The organism is Gymnodinialimonas sp., from assembly GCF_059726805.1.
On sequence record NZ_AP041059.1, the window covers coordinates 1,965,239 to 1,981,642 of the forward strand.

The 16,404-nt window shown below is 65.5% G+C and carries 14 protein-coding genes; 6 read left to right on the top strand and 8 right to left on the bottom strand.

Annotated features, from left to right (window positions below):
• Positions 1 to 179 precede the first annotated feature (179 nt).
• From ftsZ to AC6I9R_RS09730, 6 genes are all read left to right on the top strand, one after another.
• Positions 180 to 1,829, top strand: a complete 1,650-nt coding sequence (gene ftsZ / locus AC6I9R_RS09705) for a cell division protein FtsZ (protein ID WP_461425369.1) — start codon at positions 180 to 182, stop codon at positions 1,827 to 1,829.
• A gap of 293 nt (positions 1,830 to 2,122) precedes the next feature.
• Positions 2,123 to 3,040, top strand: coding sequence for a UDP-3-O-acyl-N-acetylglucosamine deacetylase (gene lpxC, locus AC6I9R_RS09710; RefSeq protein ID WP_461425370.1), 918 nt, complete (start codon positions 2,123 to 2,125; stop codon positions 3,038 to 3,040).
• A 148-nt stretch (positions 3,041 to 3,188) separates the two neighbouring features.
• Complete coding sequence (locus AC6I9R_RS09715) at positions 3,189 to 4,091, top strand: outer membrane protein assembly factor BamD (protein WP_461425371.1); 903 nt, start codon at positions 3,189 to 3,191, stop codon at positions 4,089 to 4,091.
• Between the two features lie 39 nt (positions 4,092 to 4,130).
• Positions 4,131 to 5,780 (top strand): DNA repair protein RecN, encoded by a 1,650-nt coding sequence (recN, locus tag AC6I9R_RS09720; RefSeq protein ID WP_461425372.1) that lies wholly within the window; start codon positions 4,131 to 4,133, stop codon positions 5,778 to 5,780.
• Positions 5,781 to 5,998: 218 nt separating this feature from the next.
• Positions 5,999 to 7,636: a chloride channel protein gene (locus AC6I9R_RS09725; protein ID WP_461426598.1), complete on the top strand. Its 1,638-nt coding sequence runs from the start codon at positions 5,999 to 6,001 to the stop codon at positions 7,634 to 7,636.
• Positions 7,637 to 7,711: 75 nt separating this feature from the next.
• Positions 7,712 to 8,779 (top strand): hypothetical protein, encoded by a 1,068-nt coding sequence (locus AC6I9R_RS09730; protein WP_461425373.1) that lies wholly within the window; start codon positions 7,712 to 7,714, stop codon positions 8,777 to 8,779.
• A gap of 13 nt (positions 8,780 to 8,792) precedes the next feature.
• On the opposite strand, the gene AC6I9R_RS09735 is transcribed toward AC6I9R_RS09730, so the two are convergent.
• The 8 genes from AC6I9R_RS09735 to AC6I9R_RS09770 all read right to left on the bottom strand — a co-directional run bounded on the left by AC6I9R_RS09735 (position 8,793) and on the right by AC6I9R_RS09770 (position 16,372).
• Entirely contained in the window at positions 8,793 to 9,134 is a 342-nt protein-coding gene (locus AC6I9R_RS09735; RefSeq protein ID WP_461425374.1) for a DUF427 domain-containing protein, read from the bottom strand.
• 107 nt (positions 9,135 to 9,241) lie between these two features.
• Positions 9,242 to 11,044, bottom strand: a complete 1,803-nt coding sequence (locus AC6I9R_RS09740; protein WP_461425375.1) for an aminopeptidase P family protein — start codon at positions 11,042 to 11,044, stop codon at positions 9,242 to 9,244.
• Positions 11,045 to 11,149: 105 nt separating this feature from the next.
• Positions 11,150 to 13,030: a cobaltochelatase subunit CobT gene (cobT, locus tag AC6I9R_RS09745; RefSeq protein WP_461425376.1), complete on the bottom strand. Its 1,881-nt coding sequence runs from the start codon at positions 13,028 to 13,030 to the stop codon at positions 11,150 to 11,152.
• Between the two features lie 63 nt (positions 13,031 to 13,093).
• On the bottom strand, positions 13,094 to 13,762 hold the full coding sequence (locus AC6I9R_RS09750; RefSeq protein WP_461425377.1) for a hypothetical protein: 669 nt from the start codon (positions 13,760 to 13,762) through the stop codon (positions 13,094 to 13,096).
• A gap of 70 nt (positions 13,763 to 13,832) precedes the next feature.
• The gene (locus tag AC6I9R_RS09755; RefSeq protein WP_461425378.1) at positions 13,833 to 14,264 is read right to left on the bottom strand and encodes a hypothetical protein; all 432 of its coding nucleotides are present in this window, start codon (positions 14,262 to 14,264) and stop codon (positions 13,833 to 13,835) included.
• Between the two features lie 111 nt (positions 14,265 to 14,375).
• The gene (locus AC6I9R_RS09760; protein ID WP_497863101.1) at positions 14,376 to 14,822 is read right to left on the bottom strand and encodes a hypothetical protein; all 447 of its coding nucleotides are present in this window, start codon (positions 14,820 to 14,822) and stop codon (positions 14,376 to 14,378) included.
• Positions 14,819 to 15,757 (bottom strand): threonine/serine dehydratase, encoded by a 939-nt coding sequence (locus AC6I9R_RS09765; protein ID WP_461425380.1) that lies wholly within the window; start codon positions 15,755 to 15,757, stop codon positions 14,819 to 14,821. Before AC6I9R_RS09765 ends, AC6I9R_RS09760 begins: the two co-directional genes overlap by 4 nt.
• A gap of 144 nt (positions 15,758 to 15,901) precedes the next feature.
• Positions 15,902 to 16,372: a hypothetical protein gene (locus AC6I9R_RS09770; protein WP_461425381.1), complete on the bottom strand. Its 471-nt coding sequence runs from the start codon at positions 16,370 to 16,372 to the stop codon at positions 15,902 to 15,904.
• Positions 16,373 to 16,404: the final 32 nt, after the last annotated feature.

A 16,404-nucleotide genomic window follows, 5' to 3' on the forward strand; every position in this document is an offset into this window, starting at 1 on the left:
TGCCAACGCTAAATCGCCGATAAAATCGCCACAAAACGGCCACATTTCGCGCATCCGGCGCATTTTCTACGTGACGACGCGGGGGAAGCCCGGTACGCTTGTGTCCAATAAATGAGGCAAATTCGGCAATTCCGACCAGAAGATCGGGGGCCAGGACTAGAAACAGGCGGACAGTACCCATGACTCTGAATCTTACCATGACCGACGCTCAACCCGAGCTGAAACCCCGTATCACCGTCTTTGGTGTCGGCGGCGCAGGCGGCAACGCCGTGAACAACATGATCGATCAGCAGCTCGATGGCTGTGAGTTCGTCGTGGCCAACACCGACGCCCAGGCGCTGCAGCAGTCCACGGCCCATGCGCGGATCCAGATGGGACAGCGCGTCACCGAAGGTCTTGGCGCAGGCGCCCGTCCCCAGGTCGGCGCCTCCGCCGCCGAGGAAAGCATCGAAGAAATCGTTGATCACCTTGCGGGCGCCCACATGGCGTTCATCACCGCAGGTATGGGCGGTGGCACCGGCACCGGCGCGGCCCCGATCATCGCACAAGCCGCGCGCGAGTTGGGCGTTCTGACCGTCGGCGTTGTGACCAAGCCGTTCCAGTTCGAAGGCTCCAAGCGGATGCGCCAGGCCGATGACGGCATCGAGGCCCTGCAAAAGGTCGTCGACACGCTGATCATCATTCCGAACCAGAATCTGTTCCGCCTTGCCAATGAGAAAACTACGTTCACCGAGGCCTTCGCCATGGCCGATGACGTGCTTTATCAAGGTGTTAAGGGCGTCACGGACCTGATGGTGCGTCCCGGCCTGATCAACCTCGATTTCGCCGACGTGCGCGCCGTGATGAACGAGATGGGCAAAGCCATGATGGGCACCGGCGAGAGCGACGGCGAAAACCGCGCGCTGCAGGCGGCTGAGAAGGCCATCGCCAACCCGCTGCTGGACGAGATCAGCCTGCGCGGTGCGCGCGGCGTGTTGATCAACGTCACCGGCGGTTACGATCTGACGTTGTTCGAGCTTGATGAAGCCGCCAACCGCATTCGCGAGGAAGTGGATCCTGAGGCGAATATCATCGTCGGCTCCACCCTGGACACGGCCATGGAAGGCCAGATGCGCGTCAGCGTTGTCGCCACCGGCATCGATGTGGCCGAGCGTCAGGCCGATGTGCCAATGCCCTCGCGTCAGTTCCACGCGACCGGATCGGCGCTTGCCGCCACTGAGGCCGCGTCAGAGCCCGCACCGGCCCCTGCGCCGGAAGTTGTTGAGGCCGACGTCGCCACAGCGCCCGAGGCTGGCCCGGAGCCCTCGCTGTTTGAGAGCTTCAACGCCGGGACGGACGATGCCGCCCCTGAGGTCGTGGCCGAGGATGACGTTCCGGCCCCCGCCTACCAACCCGCCGCCGCAGCACCCGCGCCTGCGCCGCAGCAACCCACGCCAGCCGCCGTGGCCGCCGAAAGCCAGGAGGCCTATATCGCCCCCAAACCGGCCGCAGGCGGATCGCCGACGCCGGAGGCTTTGGCCCGCTTGCGTGCCGCCATCCAGCGTGACGCACCGCGTGCCCCGCAGCCCGCCCCCGCTGCGCCGCAGCCCAAGGGCGGCTTGATGGCCGAACAGCCGCAGCAAAAGCGCGGCTTTGGGATCAATTCGCTGATCAACCGCATGACCGGTTCCGGCGAAGATGGCGCAGCGCCGGTCGAGCGTCGCCAGCCGACAATGGCCGCCCCTGCACCCGCGCCGATGCCCCAGGGCCACGCCGCGGACGATGGTGTCGTGGATCCCGATCAGGAGCGGATTGAAATTCCCGCATTCCTGCGGCGTCAGGCCAACTGAACATAGTCACTTTGTGACAGGAAAGACCGGCCCCGCGCCGGTCTTTTTCTTTTTAATCCCAGGGGTTTAAGTGGTTATCCACAACATGTCGGCAAGTTTTCGCCCAGACCACTAGGCATTGTTGCAGGGCGTCATAAACCTTGAATTGCCCCTAGCCCTTCGCCCCGGTACCCCCATATGCAGCGGAAACCGCGTGTGCCCCCTGGGCGCGAAACGGTGGACGTCTCCCGGCAGAGCGCCCTGACGCAATGGGCGACGCGGGACCGGACGGGACAGGAAAAGCAGGCGATCTGATGCAGGCAACTCTTCGAAAGACAGCGACGTTTACGGGCGTAGGGCTCCATACGGGCCGCTTGACCCGGGTGGCGATCCTGCCCCAGGCCGCGAACGTGGGCATCTGGTTCCGCCGCACCGACCTTGACGATGCCGCGATGATCCCCGCCCGCTACGATCTGGTTCCCCAAAGCCGCCTCTGCACCAAGCTGGTGGCCGAGGATGGCACCGAAGTCTCGACCGTTGAACACATCATGGCTGCGCTGATCGGGTCGGGCATCCACAACGCTCTGATCGAAGTGGATGGGCCGGAACTGCCCATTCTCGACGGCTCCGCCGCGCCGTTTGTCCGCGCGATCCTGGACGCGGGCATCCAGCGTCAGGCCGCGCCGATCCACGCGTTGGAAATCCTCAAGACCGTCCGTGCCAAGGATGGGGAGGCCTGGGCCGAACTGAGCCCCTCCGCCTGTCTCGAGATGGATTACACGATCGAGTTTGCGGACAAGGCGATTGGCTATCAGCGCCGAATTGCCAACCTGGCCAATGGCCGTTTCGTGCGCGAGCTTTGCGATAGCCGCACCTTTTGCCGCCGCGCCGATGTGGAAATGATGCACGAGGCCGGGCTGGCCTTGGGGGGCACCTATGACAACGCTGTTGTCGTCGACGGCGACGATGTGCTGAGCCCCGGCGGCTTCCGCCACGCCGATGAAGCGGTGCGCCATAAGATGCTGGATGCATTGGGGGATTTGGCTCTGGCAGGCGCCCCGATCCTCGGTTGCTACACCGGGTTCCGGGCCGGGCATATGGTGACGAACCAACTTCTGCGCAGGCTGTTCGCGACGCCGGGCGCGGTGCGCATTGTCGAATGCACGGACGTCCAGGCCGCGGCGCTGCCGGGTGTCGGGGTCAAGACCGCTGATCTGGCCCACGTGGCCTGACCTTGGTCTATCGTGGCCCGATGATCACGATCTGTCCAAGGGATTGCTTGCACGCGGTTGAGGGATTTTGCCCGCAAAAGGAATGTGCTAGAGCAATGCCATTGGGGGTCCGCTGCGGGCCCGACGCTCTGGGTTTGAGGCTATTCGCATGACAACCAACCGCTTTCGACTTTCCGGTGCGGCCCTTGGGCTGACGCTTGTCTTGGCGGGTTGCGGCGGTGGCGGTGGCAACGGACTTCTGGGGACGGGCTTGTTCGCCGGTGGCGGAGGCGGCGGGTTCTTCGCCGGGCGCAACGCCAACATCCCCTTGGAAGAGCTGGACGCAGAGACGATCTACCAGCAGGCCGAGTTTGAGCTGGAAAACGGCCGCCCCGACGACGCGGCCGAGCTGTTCATTGAGGTCGAGCGTCTGCACCCCTATTCGGCCTGGGCCGAGCGGGCGTTGATCATGGCGGCCTTTGCCTACCACGAGGATGGCGACTACGAGTCTGCGCGCGTTTCGGCTCAGCGTTACCTCGATTTCTACCCGGGCAATGAGGATGCGGCCTATGCGCAGTATCTTCTTGCGCTTTCCTACTACGATCAGATCGATCAGGTTGGCCGCGACCAGGGCGTGACGTTCCAGGCGCTGCAAGCGCTGCGCGTGGTGATCGAGCGTTATCCTGACAGTGAATACGTGCAGGACGCGATCTTGCGGTTCGACCTCGCCTTTGACCATCTGGCGGGCAAGGAAATGGAAGTGGGCCGCTATTACCTGCGTCGCCAGCACTATACCTCTGCGATCAACCGTTTCCGCGTTGTTGTTGAAGAATTCCAGACCACATCCCATACCCCCGAGGCGCTGCTGCGCCTGGTGGAGGCCTATCTGGCCCTCGGCCTGACGGATGAGGCGCAAACCGCGGGTGCGATCCTGGGCTACAACTTCCAGTCCTCGCCCTTCTACGACGATGCCTTCCGCCAGCTGACGGGGCAGGGGCTTTCGCTGGAAGCCGCCGGGGAAAACTGGTTGCGCGAAGTGTGGCAACAGACGGTGCAGGGCGACTGGCTGTAGCCTCTTGACCGGGCAGCACGCTTAGGCAACACACGATCTATGCTGCGTCACCTCGATATCCGCGATATGTTGATCATTGATCGGCTGGAGCTTGCCTTCCAGCCGGGTCTCAACGTGTTGACCGGCGAAACCGGGGCAGGCAAATCCATCCTGTTAGATTCCTTGGGTTTTGTGCTGGGATGGCGCGGCCGCGCCGATCTGGTGCGCGCGGGAGCTGAGCAGGGCGAAGTCGTGGCAGAGTTCCATCTGTCTGACGGCCACCCGGCCTTCGCGGTCTTAGAAGAGGCCGGGCTGCCTGCGTCCGACGAGCTGATCCTGCGCCGGATCAACACGCCCGAGGGCCGGAAAACCGCCTGGGTCAACGACCGCCGCGTTAGCGGCGAGGTGTTGCGGGCGCTCTCGGACGTGTTGGTAGAACTGCACGGTCAGCAGGATGACAAGGGCCTGCTGGACCCCAAGAACCACCGCGCCATGCTGGACGAATACGGAAACCTGGAAGCCCTGCGCGCCAAGGTGGCAAAGGCCTGGGCGTCGAAGAGAGACGCCGCCAAGGCGCTCTCTTTGGCGGAGAAGCAGTTGGCTGAGATGCGGGAAGAAGAAGACTTCCTGCGCCACGCGGTGGCCGAGCTGACCAAACTGGCGCCAGAGCCCGGCGAGGAAGCGGAGCTGGACGCCAAGCGCCGCCTGATGCAGGCCGCAGAGAAAATGCGCGAAGATGTGGCCCAGGCGATCACCGCCCTGGGTCTGAACGGCGCCGAAGGCGCGATGAGCGACGCGAGCCGGTGGCTCGACGGTGTGGTGGAGCATGCCGAAGGGCGGTTGGAAATGCCCATGGCCGCGCTGGAACGCGCGCTGGTCGAATTGGGCGAGGCGCAAGCCGGTATCGCCAGTTTCGCGGAGCGGTTGGAGTTCAACCCCTCTGAGTTGGAGATGGCGGAAGAGCGGCTTTTTGCGCTGCGTGGGTTGGCGCGAAAGCACAACGTGCTGGCCGATGATCTGGCGGGGCTCGCTGATACGCTTGGGGAGCGTCTGGCTGCGCTTGATGGCGGCGAGGCCGAGATTGCGGGGCTGACGCAGGCCCGCGATGCCTCCGATGCGGCCTATGCAGAGGCGGCTGACAAGCTGACGGCGGCGCGCGCGAAAGCGGCGCTCCGGCTCGACAAAGCCATGGGCGCAGAGCTGGCACCTTTGAAAATGGACCGCGCGGTTTTCGAGACCCGGCGGGAAGAAGCCCCCGCTGGCCCCGACGGCGTCGACACCATCACTTTCACGGTGGCCACGAACCCGGGCGCGCCCTCGGGCCCGCTCAACCGCATCGCCTCGGGCGGGGAGTTGTCGCGGTTCCTTCTGGCGCTCAAGGTCTGCCTGACCTCCGATCAGGCGGGGCTGACGATGATCTTTGACGAGATCGACCGCGGCGTCGGCGGTGCCACGGCGGATGCCGTCGGGCGGCGGCTATCGACCCTGGCCGAGGGCGGGCAGGTGCTGGTCGTGACCCACTCCCCCCAGGTCGCGGCACTTGGCGCGCACCATTGGCGGGTGGCAAAATCGGTCGAGAAGGGCGTGACCTTCAGCCGGGTCGTGCCGTTGTCTGATGCGGAGCGCGTGGACGAGGTCGCCCGCATGGTCGCCGGAGACACGATTACCGACGCCGCGCGAGAGGCCGCGCGGGAATTGTTGAAGGGCTGAGGCCACCCCTGCAAGGGAAACACTGAATTGCAAGACGCGCGGCTTTTCAAAGCCTTGGGCCTCGTCTACCGTTTCAGGCCAGACCTGGTTGCAGGGAAGATGGCCGCGCGGTGCCGACCCTTGCAGAACTCCGGCCACCTGACCCGCGCCAGAAAGCGAGCCCTCCCGTGGCAGATGATGCGCGTGGTTTCATCCAAGAGCAGGCCCATCGGGCCTCCATGGGGCTGCGCGGGGTCTGGTCGCTGCTGCTGGAAAAGGGACCGAGCCAGTTCCAGTTCTGGCTGATCGCGCTTTTCATCGGCATCGCGGCGGGATTTACGGCGCTGGGGTTCCGTAAGGGCGTCAGCTGGCTGCAAGAGACGCTTTATGGCGTCGATGACGTCCGAATGCTGCACAGTTTCGCCGAAAGCCTGCCGTGGTGGATGATCCTGATCATCCCGGTCGGCGGCGGCCTGATCGTGGGCGCGATCTTGCATAAGTTCACCCCTGACGGGCGCGTCCGCTCCGTCGCCGACGTGATCGAGGGTGCGGCATTGAACGAGGGCCGGGTGGAGGGGCGCGCGGGCCTCGCCTCGGCGCTCGCGTCATTGATCACCTTGGGCTCGGGCGGCTCGACGGGGCGAGAGGGGCCGGTGGTCCACCTGGCGGCTGTGATTTCGTCCAAGATCTCGCGCTGGATCAACGCGGACGGCATCACGGGCCGTGATCTTCTGGGCTGCGCCGTGGCCGCCGCCGTCTCGGCCAGCTTCAACGCGCCCATTGCGGGCGCGATTTTCGCCCTTGAGGTCGTGCTGCGCCACTTCGCCGTCCACGCCTTCGCGCCCATCGTCATCGCCAGCGCCGCCGGCACGGTGATCAACCGGCTGGAGTTCGGCGATGTGACAGAGTTCGCGCTGGCGGGCGATGGGATGCTGCGGTTTTACGTGGAGCTTCCGGCCTTCCTGATCCTTGGGATCCTCTGCGGTTTCGTCGCCGTCCTCTTCATGCGCGGCACCTTTTGGGCCGAGGATCTGGGCACCGCCTTGCAACAACGCATCAAACTGCCGCGCTACCTGCGCCCGGCCGTGGCGGGCTTGCTGTTGGGTGCCATCGCGATCTGGTTTCCGCATATCATCGGGGTCGGCTATGAGACGACCTCGGCGGCGCTCACCGGGGAATTATTCTTATGGGAGGCGATTGTCTTCGCCATCCTCAAGGCCATTGCCGCGGCCATAACCATCGCCGGGCGCATGGGGGGCGGCGTGTTTTCCCCCTCGCTGATGATCGGGGCGATCACGGGCCTGGCGTTTGGGCTGGTGGCGACGGGGATCTTCCCCGACGTCTCGGGTTCCGAGACGCTGTACGCGCTGGCGGGGATGGGGGCCGTGGCGGCGGCAGTTCTTGGCGCGCCCATCTCCACAACGCTGATCGTGTTCGAGCTGACGGGGGACTGGCAGACGGGCCTTGCCGTGATGGTGGCGGTGTCGATGTCCACGGCCATCTCCTCCAAACTGGTCCACCGCAGCTTCTTCCTGACCCAGCTGGAGCGGCGCAATATCCACCTTGCCGCGGGGCCCCAGGCCTACCTTTTGGCGATGTTCCGCGTGGGCCGGGTCATGCGGCCGATGACCCACGAGAATTCCGCCTCCGAAGAGCGTTTGCTGACGTTGATCGAGCAAGGGATCTTCACCGACACCAATGCCACGCTGGAGCGTGCATTGCCGATTTTCGAGCGTACAGGCCTCGATTTCGTGCCGGTTGTGCAGCTGTCGCCCAAGGGCGGGGCACCGGCGCTAGAGGGCGCGCTTTTCCACGTCGACGCGCTCAAGGCCTACAACAAGGCATTGGCGGCGACGGCGGCGGAAGAGCATAGCTGACGCGACATTTGGCCCCCGGTGTGGAAACAGAGTTTTTCTTTGGCGAATGGCGCGGCGCGCGGCATGGTTAACCCCATGATACGCAAGATTCTCATCGCTTTCGCCGTGCTGACGTTCAGCACCCAGATCACCCAGGCCCAAGGGGCCGCCGGGCGGTTGCAAACCGTGCTGTCCGGTGTGCCGCAATCGGTGTTTGAGGGCGGCGAAGGGCCGATTATTGCGGGGTTCGGCAATGGCGACGCGGTGCGCTGGATCGCCGTGCGCGGGGCCCAGGCCGGGCGCAATCCGAACACGCCGAACCGTTTTGCGGCCCTCCGGTCTGCCGCGCCGATGCAGCGTGAGGTGATTGATGGCACGCCCGACGCCGCAATCCGCGCCGCCGTGGGCCTGACCGCGCTCGATTGGGTCCAGACCTGGGAGGTGGCCCAGGGTCCGATCCGCATGGGGGCGATGGACATTTTTCCAGACAGCGAGATGCGCCTGCGCGGCGCGCTTTTCTCCAACGGCGCGTCTGAGGATCAGCGCGGTGGCGCGCCCGTGATGTGGCTGGGGGAGACGGATTACACCCCGGACCCTGCGCGCGTCGATCCTGCCCACCCGTTCGGCGGCGACATGGGCCTGCCCATGCGCATGGCGTTCCTGGGCAACCGCGCGATCTGGGCCACGGGATGGGCGGCGCTGGACGCGGTGCGCGCGCCTTCGGGCGCCAATTTGGCCGCGCGCGAGGATGCACAAGCGCTTCTGGGTGGGCTCCGCCGGGTCGGCAACCTGGGCGGGTTGGTGTCCGTTCGGTGTTGGCTGCGCAACGGGGGGGAGCTGCCGATCACAGGCGCCGAAACCGCCCCGGTGGAAGCTTTGGCGCTGGCCGATTACGCCAACCGAGAGACCGAGGGCGCTGCGATGGTGCTGGCCCTGGCCGAGGGTGTGGACGCCGATGCCCTTGCCACCCGCCTCCGCGATGCCTGGCCGATCCTCAGCGATCTGCCGTCCCCTGCTGAGCCCGAGATCACCTCGGGAGGGGGCTCGATCACCGTGACCATGCGCAGTGGCTGGGGGGAGGACGGGGCCGCGACGAATGCCGCCTATGAGGTGTTCCTGAACGCCCTGAACGGCGGGCGTCTTGGGTTCCTGTTGAACCGCTAAGCGGCTGACGCGGCTACAGTTTCTCGACGGCAACCCGGTCGCTGAAGAACGCGATGTGCCCGGCGATGGCCTCGACCCCTGCGTTCGGCGTCTCGTAGCTCCACGCCGCATCCACTGCGTCCCCGTCGGGGCCCGAGACGGTGTAATAGGTCGCCGTTCCCTTGTGCGGGCAACGGGTCGTGGACTCCGTCTTCTCCAGAAAGCTCATGCCAACGTCGCTGCGGGGGAAGTAGATCACTGGTTCCGCCGCGCCCTCGGTCAATTCCAGCGCGTCAGAGCTTTCCCCCAGAACAGCCCCGCTGGCGCGGACCACCCATGTGCCGGATGCTTTGCGGATCGAGATATGATCAGCCATGAGTGTAACCCCCTGAAATTTATGTGAGTGCGTTGTGTATCCCGAGCGGGGTGTGCTGCACAAGGTGTGTCCGATTTACATGACACTTGTATGTCAGATGCGCGCGATCAAAGCGGCGCGCAGGCCTGTTCCAGCCAGGCCGCCGTGGCGCTGTGGCCTTCGGCCTCTAGCAGCGGGGCGATCTTGGCCAAGACCTGTCCGTGGTAACTGTTGAGCCAGGCAATCTCTGCCGGGCCGAGCATGGCCGCGTCGATCAGGCGGCGGTCGATGGGGGCGAAGGTCAGTGTCTCAAACCCGAGCATTTCGCGGTGGGCATCGGCCCCCTCGGGGGCCTCGACAACGTGGATCAGGTTCTCGATCCGAATGCCGAACGCGCCTTCGCGGTAGTAGCCCGGCTCGTTGGAGAGGATCATGCCCGGCTCCAGCGGAACCTTGCCGCGCCGCGAGATGTTCTGCGGCCCTTCATGGACGCTCAGGTAGACGCCGACACCGTGGCCCGTGCCATGGTCATAATCGCGCCCTGTTGCCCAAAGCGGGGCGCGGGCCAGCGCATCCAGATGCATCCCCGCCACGCCCTTGGGGAAGCGGGCTCGGTGGACGGCGATCATGCCTTGCAGCACCAGCGTGAAGCAGGTGCGCGCCTCTTCATCGGGCGCGCCGACGGGCAGGGTGCGGGTAATGTCGGTGGTGCCATCCTCGTACTGCGCGCCGCTGTCGATCAGGAACAGCTGCCCCGGCAGGAGCGGCGCGTTGGTCTCGTCGGTCACCCGGTAATGCACAATCGCCCCATTGGCGCCCGCGCCCGCGATGGTGTCGAAAGAGATATCCTTTAGCGCGCCGGTCTGGGCCCGGAACGCCTCCAGCTGTTTGGCGACGTCGATCTCCGTCAGGGTGCCGCCGGGGGCGGTCTCATCGAACCAATGCAGGAACCGCGCCATAGCCACGCCATCGCGCAGATGCGCCTTTGTGGTGGCGCGAATCTCGGCCGTGGTTTTGCGGGCTTTGGGCAATACGCAGGGGTCGGGGGCGTTTGAAATCTCGATGCCGGCATCCGCGAGGATCTGGCGCACGGCCTGGGGCGCCGTCGCGGCATCGACCCGCACAGGGCCGGTTAACGCCGTTAACCCCTCTTCGAACGCGTCCCAAGGAGCTATTGTGACGCCGTCGCCCAGATCCAAGCCATCGAGCTTTGAGGGGTCCGAGAAGATCGTGACGGAACCGTCCACGCGCACGATTGCGAAGGCTTGGACAACCGGCAAATGCCCAAGATCCTGTCCGCGAATGTTGAGAAGCCAATTGATGGAATCGGGAAGGGTCAATATCGCGGCGGCCTCCCCTGCGCCGTGCAGGGCGTCGGCAATCGCGGCGCGCTTTTCGGCGCTTGATTGGCCTGCAACGGCGTCGGGGTAGGCCATCGCCGGGCCATCCGGGCGCGCAGGGCGGTCGGCCCAGATCGCATCCACCGCATTGGCGACGGGTCGCAGGGTGATGTGGTGTTTGGTCAGCGCCGCCTCCAGCCGCTTAACCTCGGCGCCCGTGTGCAGCCACGGATCATACCCGATAACGCCGCCGCTTGGCAGCGTTTCGATCAACCATTCCTCCAGGCTGGTCTCGGGCCAGTTAACCGGTGTGAAAACATCGGCGACTTGCGATTTTACCTGCACCCGGTAGCGGCCATCGACAAAGACTCCGGCGACATCTGGCAGCACGGCGGCGAACCCGGCAGAGCCGGTGAAGCCCGTCAGCCAGGCCAGCCGCGCGTCGCAATCTGCCACATATTCGCCTTGGTGCGCGTCAGCGCGGGGCACGAGAAAGCCGTTCAGGCCCTCGCTTGACAGATGCGCGCGCAGGTCGGCCAAACGTCCGACACCATCTTCGGGTCGCGTGGTTGCCGAGAAACTTTGAAACATCGCCATACTCCCCCTGTGCCGCACAGCGGCGACCGCGCCCGAGGCCGTCCCCGTCAGGGGACAAAGGAGGGCGCCCTGCGGCCCGCCGGGCCGAAAAACCGCCCGTTAACTCGCGCGTTTGATGCCCATCACCCGGGCCCGCGCCCGGGGATCCGTGTCAAAAAGCGATGCCAATTGCTCTGTGATCGCGCCCGCCAATTGCTCTGCGTCGGTGATCGTCACCGCGCGCTCATAATACCGCGTCACGTCGTGACCGATGCCGATTGCCAAAAGCTCCACCGCGCGGCGTTTTTCGACCATGGCGATCACGTCGCGCAGGTGCTTCTCCAGATAATTCGCCGGGTTCACCGACAGCGTGCTGTCATCCACCGGCGCCCCGTCCGAGATCACCATCAGGATCTTGCGCGCTTCCTGCCGGTTCACCATCCGCCGATGCGCCCATTCCAGCGCCTCGCCGTCGATGTTCTCCTTCAACAGGCCCTCTTTCATCATCAACCCGAGGTTGTCGCGCACCCGCCGCCAGGGCGCGTCGGCGCTTTTGTAGATGATGTGGCGCAGGTCGTTCAGGCGTCCGGGTTGCTGCGGACGGCCTTCGCCCAACCATTCCTCCCGCGCCTTGCCGCCTTTCCAGGCCCGCGTGGTGAAACCGAGGATCTCCACCTTCACGCCGCAACGCTCCAGCGTGCGCGCCAGAACGTCCGCGCAGATCGCCGCAATGGAAATCGGCCGGCCCCGCATGGAGCCGGAGTTATCCAGCAACAGCGTCACGACGGTGTCGCGGAACTCGGTGTCGTGTTCCACCTTGAACGACAGGGGCGTTGTCGGGTTTGCGACCACCCGCGCCAAGCGGCCCGCGTCGAGGATGCCTTCCTCGCGGTCAAATTCCCAGGATCGGTTCTGCTGTGCCTGCAAGCGGCGTTGCAACTTGTTGGCAAGACGCGACACCGCGCCTTTCAGCGGGTCCAACTGCTGATCAAGGTAGGCGCGCAGGCGTTCCAGCTCCTGCGCCTCGGCCAGTTCCTCGGCTGCGATCTCTTCGTCATTCTCGGTGGAGAACACGATGTAATCGGGGTCCGCGTCGGAATGCGGCATCGGGGGCAGGGGTTCCTGCGGGGCTTCACCGTCGGGCAGTTCCTGCTCTTCGGCTTCCTCCATCTCACCGTTGTCGTCCATCTCGACCTGGGCCTGAGACGCATCCTGCTGTTCTTCCTGGGACCGCTCGGGCGAGGCCTCGGCCTCTTCATCGTCGTTGTCGTCTTCGCCGGTGCTGTCGGGTGCGTCGTCTTCGTTTTCCTCGCCCGCATCATCCTCGGCGTCGTCATCGATATCGTCAGGGTCATCGCCCAATTGGTCGCCGTAGCCGAGGTCATCAATCAACTGCCGCGCGAATTTGGCAAATGACGTCTGGTCCGACAGGACGTCGCCCAGATCTTCGAGGGTCCCGTCGCAGCGGTCCTCGATAAACCCGCGCCACAGCTCCATCACATTGGCCGCTTCCGAGGGCAGCTCACGCCCGGTGGCGAGGTGGCGGATCAGGTAGCCCGCGGCCGTCGACAACGGCGCGTCGGAGGCGTCGCGGATCTCGCCATAGCCTTTGCGGCGGGCGTCGTTACCGATCTTCGCGTCGATGTTGCCTGCCGTGCCGGGCATGTCGCGGGCGCCCATCGCCTCGCACCGAGCGGCTTCCATGGCGTCCATCAGGTCGCGCGCCATGGCGCCCTGGGGGGCGTAGCGCGCGGCGGTGCCCGTGTCGTGATACTTGTGGCGCAGCGCCAGGCTATCCGCCGTCCCGCGTGCCAAAAGCACCTCGTCGCGGGTCATGCGGCGGCTGACCTGGGGCAGGCGCACGCTGTCGCCCGTCAGCCCGGGAGGGTCGACCGTGTAGGTCACGGCCAGATCGGGGTCATCCGCCATCACCCGCGTCGCATCGGCCAAGGCCTTCTTGAACGGGTCGGCGGGGTTATCGGAGGGATTGAACTTGCTCATCCCCGATATCTGGACCGCGAAGGGGGCAAGGGCAAGGGGCGCGCGCGGCTCTGGGGGCTAAAATCAGCCCTCGCTGGCGTCAAACCAGGCATTCACCGCGCAAGCGCAGGGGGCGGGCAGGCCTTGGTCCCAAGCCCAAGTAGCCAGGGTAGGGGGCGCGCCCTCGATCTGGCCTTGGTCCGAGACGTCATGGATCGTCTCACCGCTTTCGGGATCGGGGCGGTCCCAGTCCAATGCCCAATCGCCGGCCAAATAATCCACGACGCAGGAGAAGCCTCCGCCCATGGGGCGATCGTAGGTGGAATAGCTGAGGCCCACCACGACGAGGCCCGTATCGCCATTCGCAATCGTCAGGGTTTGGGTCCAGGGCGTGCGCCCGATGGCGATTTGCTCTTCATGCAGTAACAGCTGCCCGTCCGCTCCGGCCTCTAGCCGGGGCATCTGACCCATCCACGCCCCCGAGAAAGCGACAGCGCGCGCGACGGCCAGGATCTCTTGCGAGTCTGGGGCGGGCGCGGCGCTGAAGATGATCAGATCGGCGGCATCGGGTTCAGTTTCCGACGCGAGAAGCACGGCGGTTTCACAGCCAGGATGCCCGTCGAGCAGGTCGACGCAGGCCATGTCGATGATCCGGGGCAGCACGTTGGCCTCCGCCTCGGTCACCTGCGCGGATGCGGGGGCAGGCAGGGCGGCAAGGGCGCAGGCAAAAAGTGGGCGGCAAGCGTAGGACATGGAAAAGGCTCCGGTAACGACCGGATCAGATGTACCCAAGGCGTGCTGGCGCGTCGAGGGACGGATATCCCTAAAGCGGGTAGCGTTCCGTGCAGGATTGGACAGCCATAACCAATTCGCGCCCGTCGTCGGCCAGATAGGGCGTGCCGTCGCCGATGAGCACCGGGTAGAAGCTGGTGCGCGCCACGCTTTCGGCGTGGGCGTGGTAACCCTCGGCCTGCACAGCGATGTCGGGCAGGCGCATTTCGCCCCCGGCCAATTGCACCAGCGGCGCGGGAAGGGCGCTGACGGGAAGGGACGGCTGGCCTGTCAGGTCGACGGCGAAGGCATAGGCGTGGCCATAGGCTTGCAAGACCGCGGCACAGTGGAGCGCCATTTCTTCGCCCTCCTCCGTGGGCCAGTCGAGCGGTGAAGCCGAGGCGGGCGACAGGGCCGAAAGGAGGGCCCAGGACAGGGATAGTGTTGCGGCCAAAGCCACAGCAGACGTCACGGTAAGACGCATATCGTTCCCCTTTACGTGTTGCGGGGGCCGATCATGCAGGCGCCAGCCCCTCGCATTCAGCGTAGCAGTGCAGGTCACTGGACCCAAATCACGATTGCCCCGCGCGCGCGGTTACCCGGCGTCAGATTGCAGGGCCTCCACCAGGGCGTTGCAGAAGTCGAACTGACCCAAGATCTGGTCGTCAAAGGGCGTGTCGAGGGCCTGCGCCGTGGCGTCCATATGGGCCAGGTAGTGGTCTGTGGCCGCGTTGATCATCGGCAGCAGAACCGCAAAAACCTCATCAGGTGATTGCCCGGCGCCGCCTGGGCTGTCGGCCCAAAGCACGCCGGAGATCGAGGCCATGGCCCCTTCACGGGTCTGAAACCCCTCAAAATTCTCACTGTCGGGGCCGAAGATCAGCGACAGAGAACGGAAGAGGGCGGTGCAATTGAGCGTGTCCGAGAGGCTTTCGACCTCGGCCACAGGCGCGAGTGTCGCGTTGAGGGTCTGGGAAAGGTCGGTTTGGGCGGAGGCAGAGTTGGCAAGGCAGAGGAGGGCCGCGCAGGCCAGATGCCTCACGTCAGGAACCAATCGGGCGCCGCATTGCCACCGCAGAGCACGACGCAGACCCGCTCATCCGGCGTGGGCACATAGGCGCCCGAGGTCAGCGCGGCGAGGGCCACGGCGGCGCCGGGCTCTCCCGTCAACCGTGTGGCGTTCCAAAGGCGGGCGGCGGCGTTGAAGACCTCGGTGTCAGGCAGAACGATGGCCTCATCGACGAAAGCTTTGATCAGCGCGTAGCTGTCGACCCCGAGCCTTGGCCCGCCAAGCGAGCCGGCTGCGATGCCGCTGGCAGGCTCGTCGATGTCCGGGCCCTCGCGCAGGGATTTCTCCAGCGTGTTGGTGCCTTCCGTCTCGACCGAGACCACCTTCACGCGGTCCCGAAACCAGGCCGCGATGCCGCCGATCAGGCCCCCGCCGCCGGTGGCGACGATGATCGTGTCAATGCCGTCCATCTGGGCTTCGATCTCGCGCGCGAGGGTGCCCTGACCGGTGAGTGTGGGGATGGTGTCGTAGGGATGCACGGAGAGTGCGCCCGAGGTCTCTGCATAAGCTGCGTATTGCTCCATGCAGGCGCCCACGGAGCCCTCGGTCAGGATCACTTCGCCCCCGAAGTCCCTCATCCGCTTAAGTTTTTCTTCCTTGGCGATGACAGCGGGCACGAAGATGCGGCTCTTGTGCCCCAACGCCGTTGCCGCATAGGCCACGGCCGCGCCATGGTTCCCGCCCGAGGCCGCCACGACGCCCACGTCGGGCACATCGCGGGTCAGCATGTTGTAGAAGGCGCCACGAAGTTTGAACGACCCGGTGATCTGCGTGTGTTCCAGCTTGAAGGTCACGGGGCAGGGCAGGTCGAGGGCCTTGGCCTCGACCGACAGAACCGGGGTCTGGCGGATGTAGGGCGCGATAAGCGGGGCGGCGGCGGTGATGGCGTCGGGCAGGGGCTGTGTCATGGCGCGACGATGGACGGCTGCGCAGGTCGGGTCAACGGGGCGCGGCAGGCTTTTGCAAAAGCCTGGGCAGAGCCTTGCAAGGCTCTGTTCACCGCCCTTGGCCGGGCGCGTGCAGGAATTTGCAAATTCCTGGGGGTGCGGGTGTCAGAGGCCGGCGCAAGGATCAGGCGGCGCGGGGGCCGCGGGGCGGCCTTCAATCCGGCGTGCGATCTCCTGGCTGCGGCGCAGGATGCCCAGGGTGTTGCCGGGCAGGCCCGCCGCCCCCAGCACCGCGCCTTCGGCGGCGCCGCGTACGCGGGCCTCGGCGTATTGACCCGCGCGGCATTCCGCCTCGGCCTGGGTCTGCGGGATCGTCGGGATGTTTGGCACGCCAGGCACGTCGCTCAGCTGGATGCCGGGGGCAAGTTCGGGGTTCAACTGGGCGTTGATATCTGGGGTTTGGATGTCCGCCACGATGATCCCACGCTCTGGACAATCGAGCCGCGTGCCATTGGTCGCGGGACCAAGGACGGTGCAGGTCTCGCCCCTGGCAAGCGTCACCGTTTGCCCGGGAGAATACGTGGGCACGCAGGCTGCCAGCGCCAGCATCAGGGGCAAAAGAACAAGGCTTTTCATGGGGCCATATGGCCACGGAGTAGGCGTTTGGT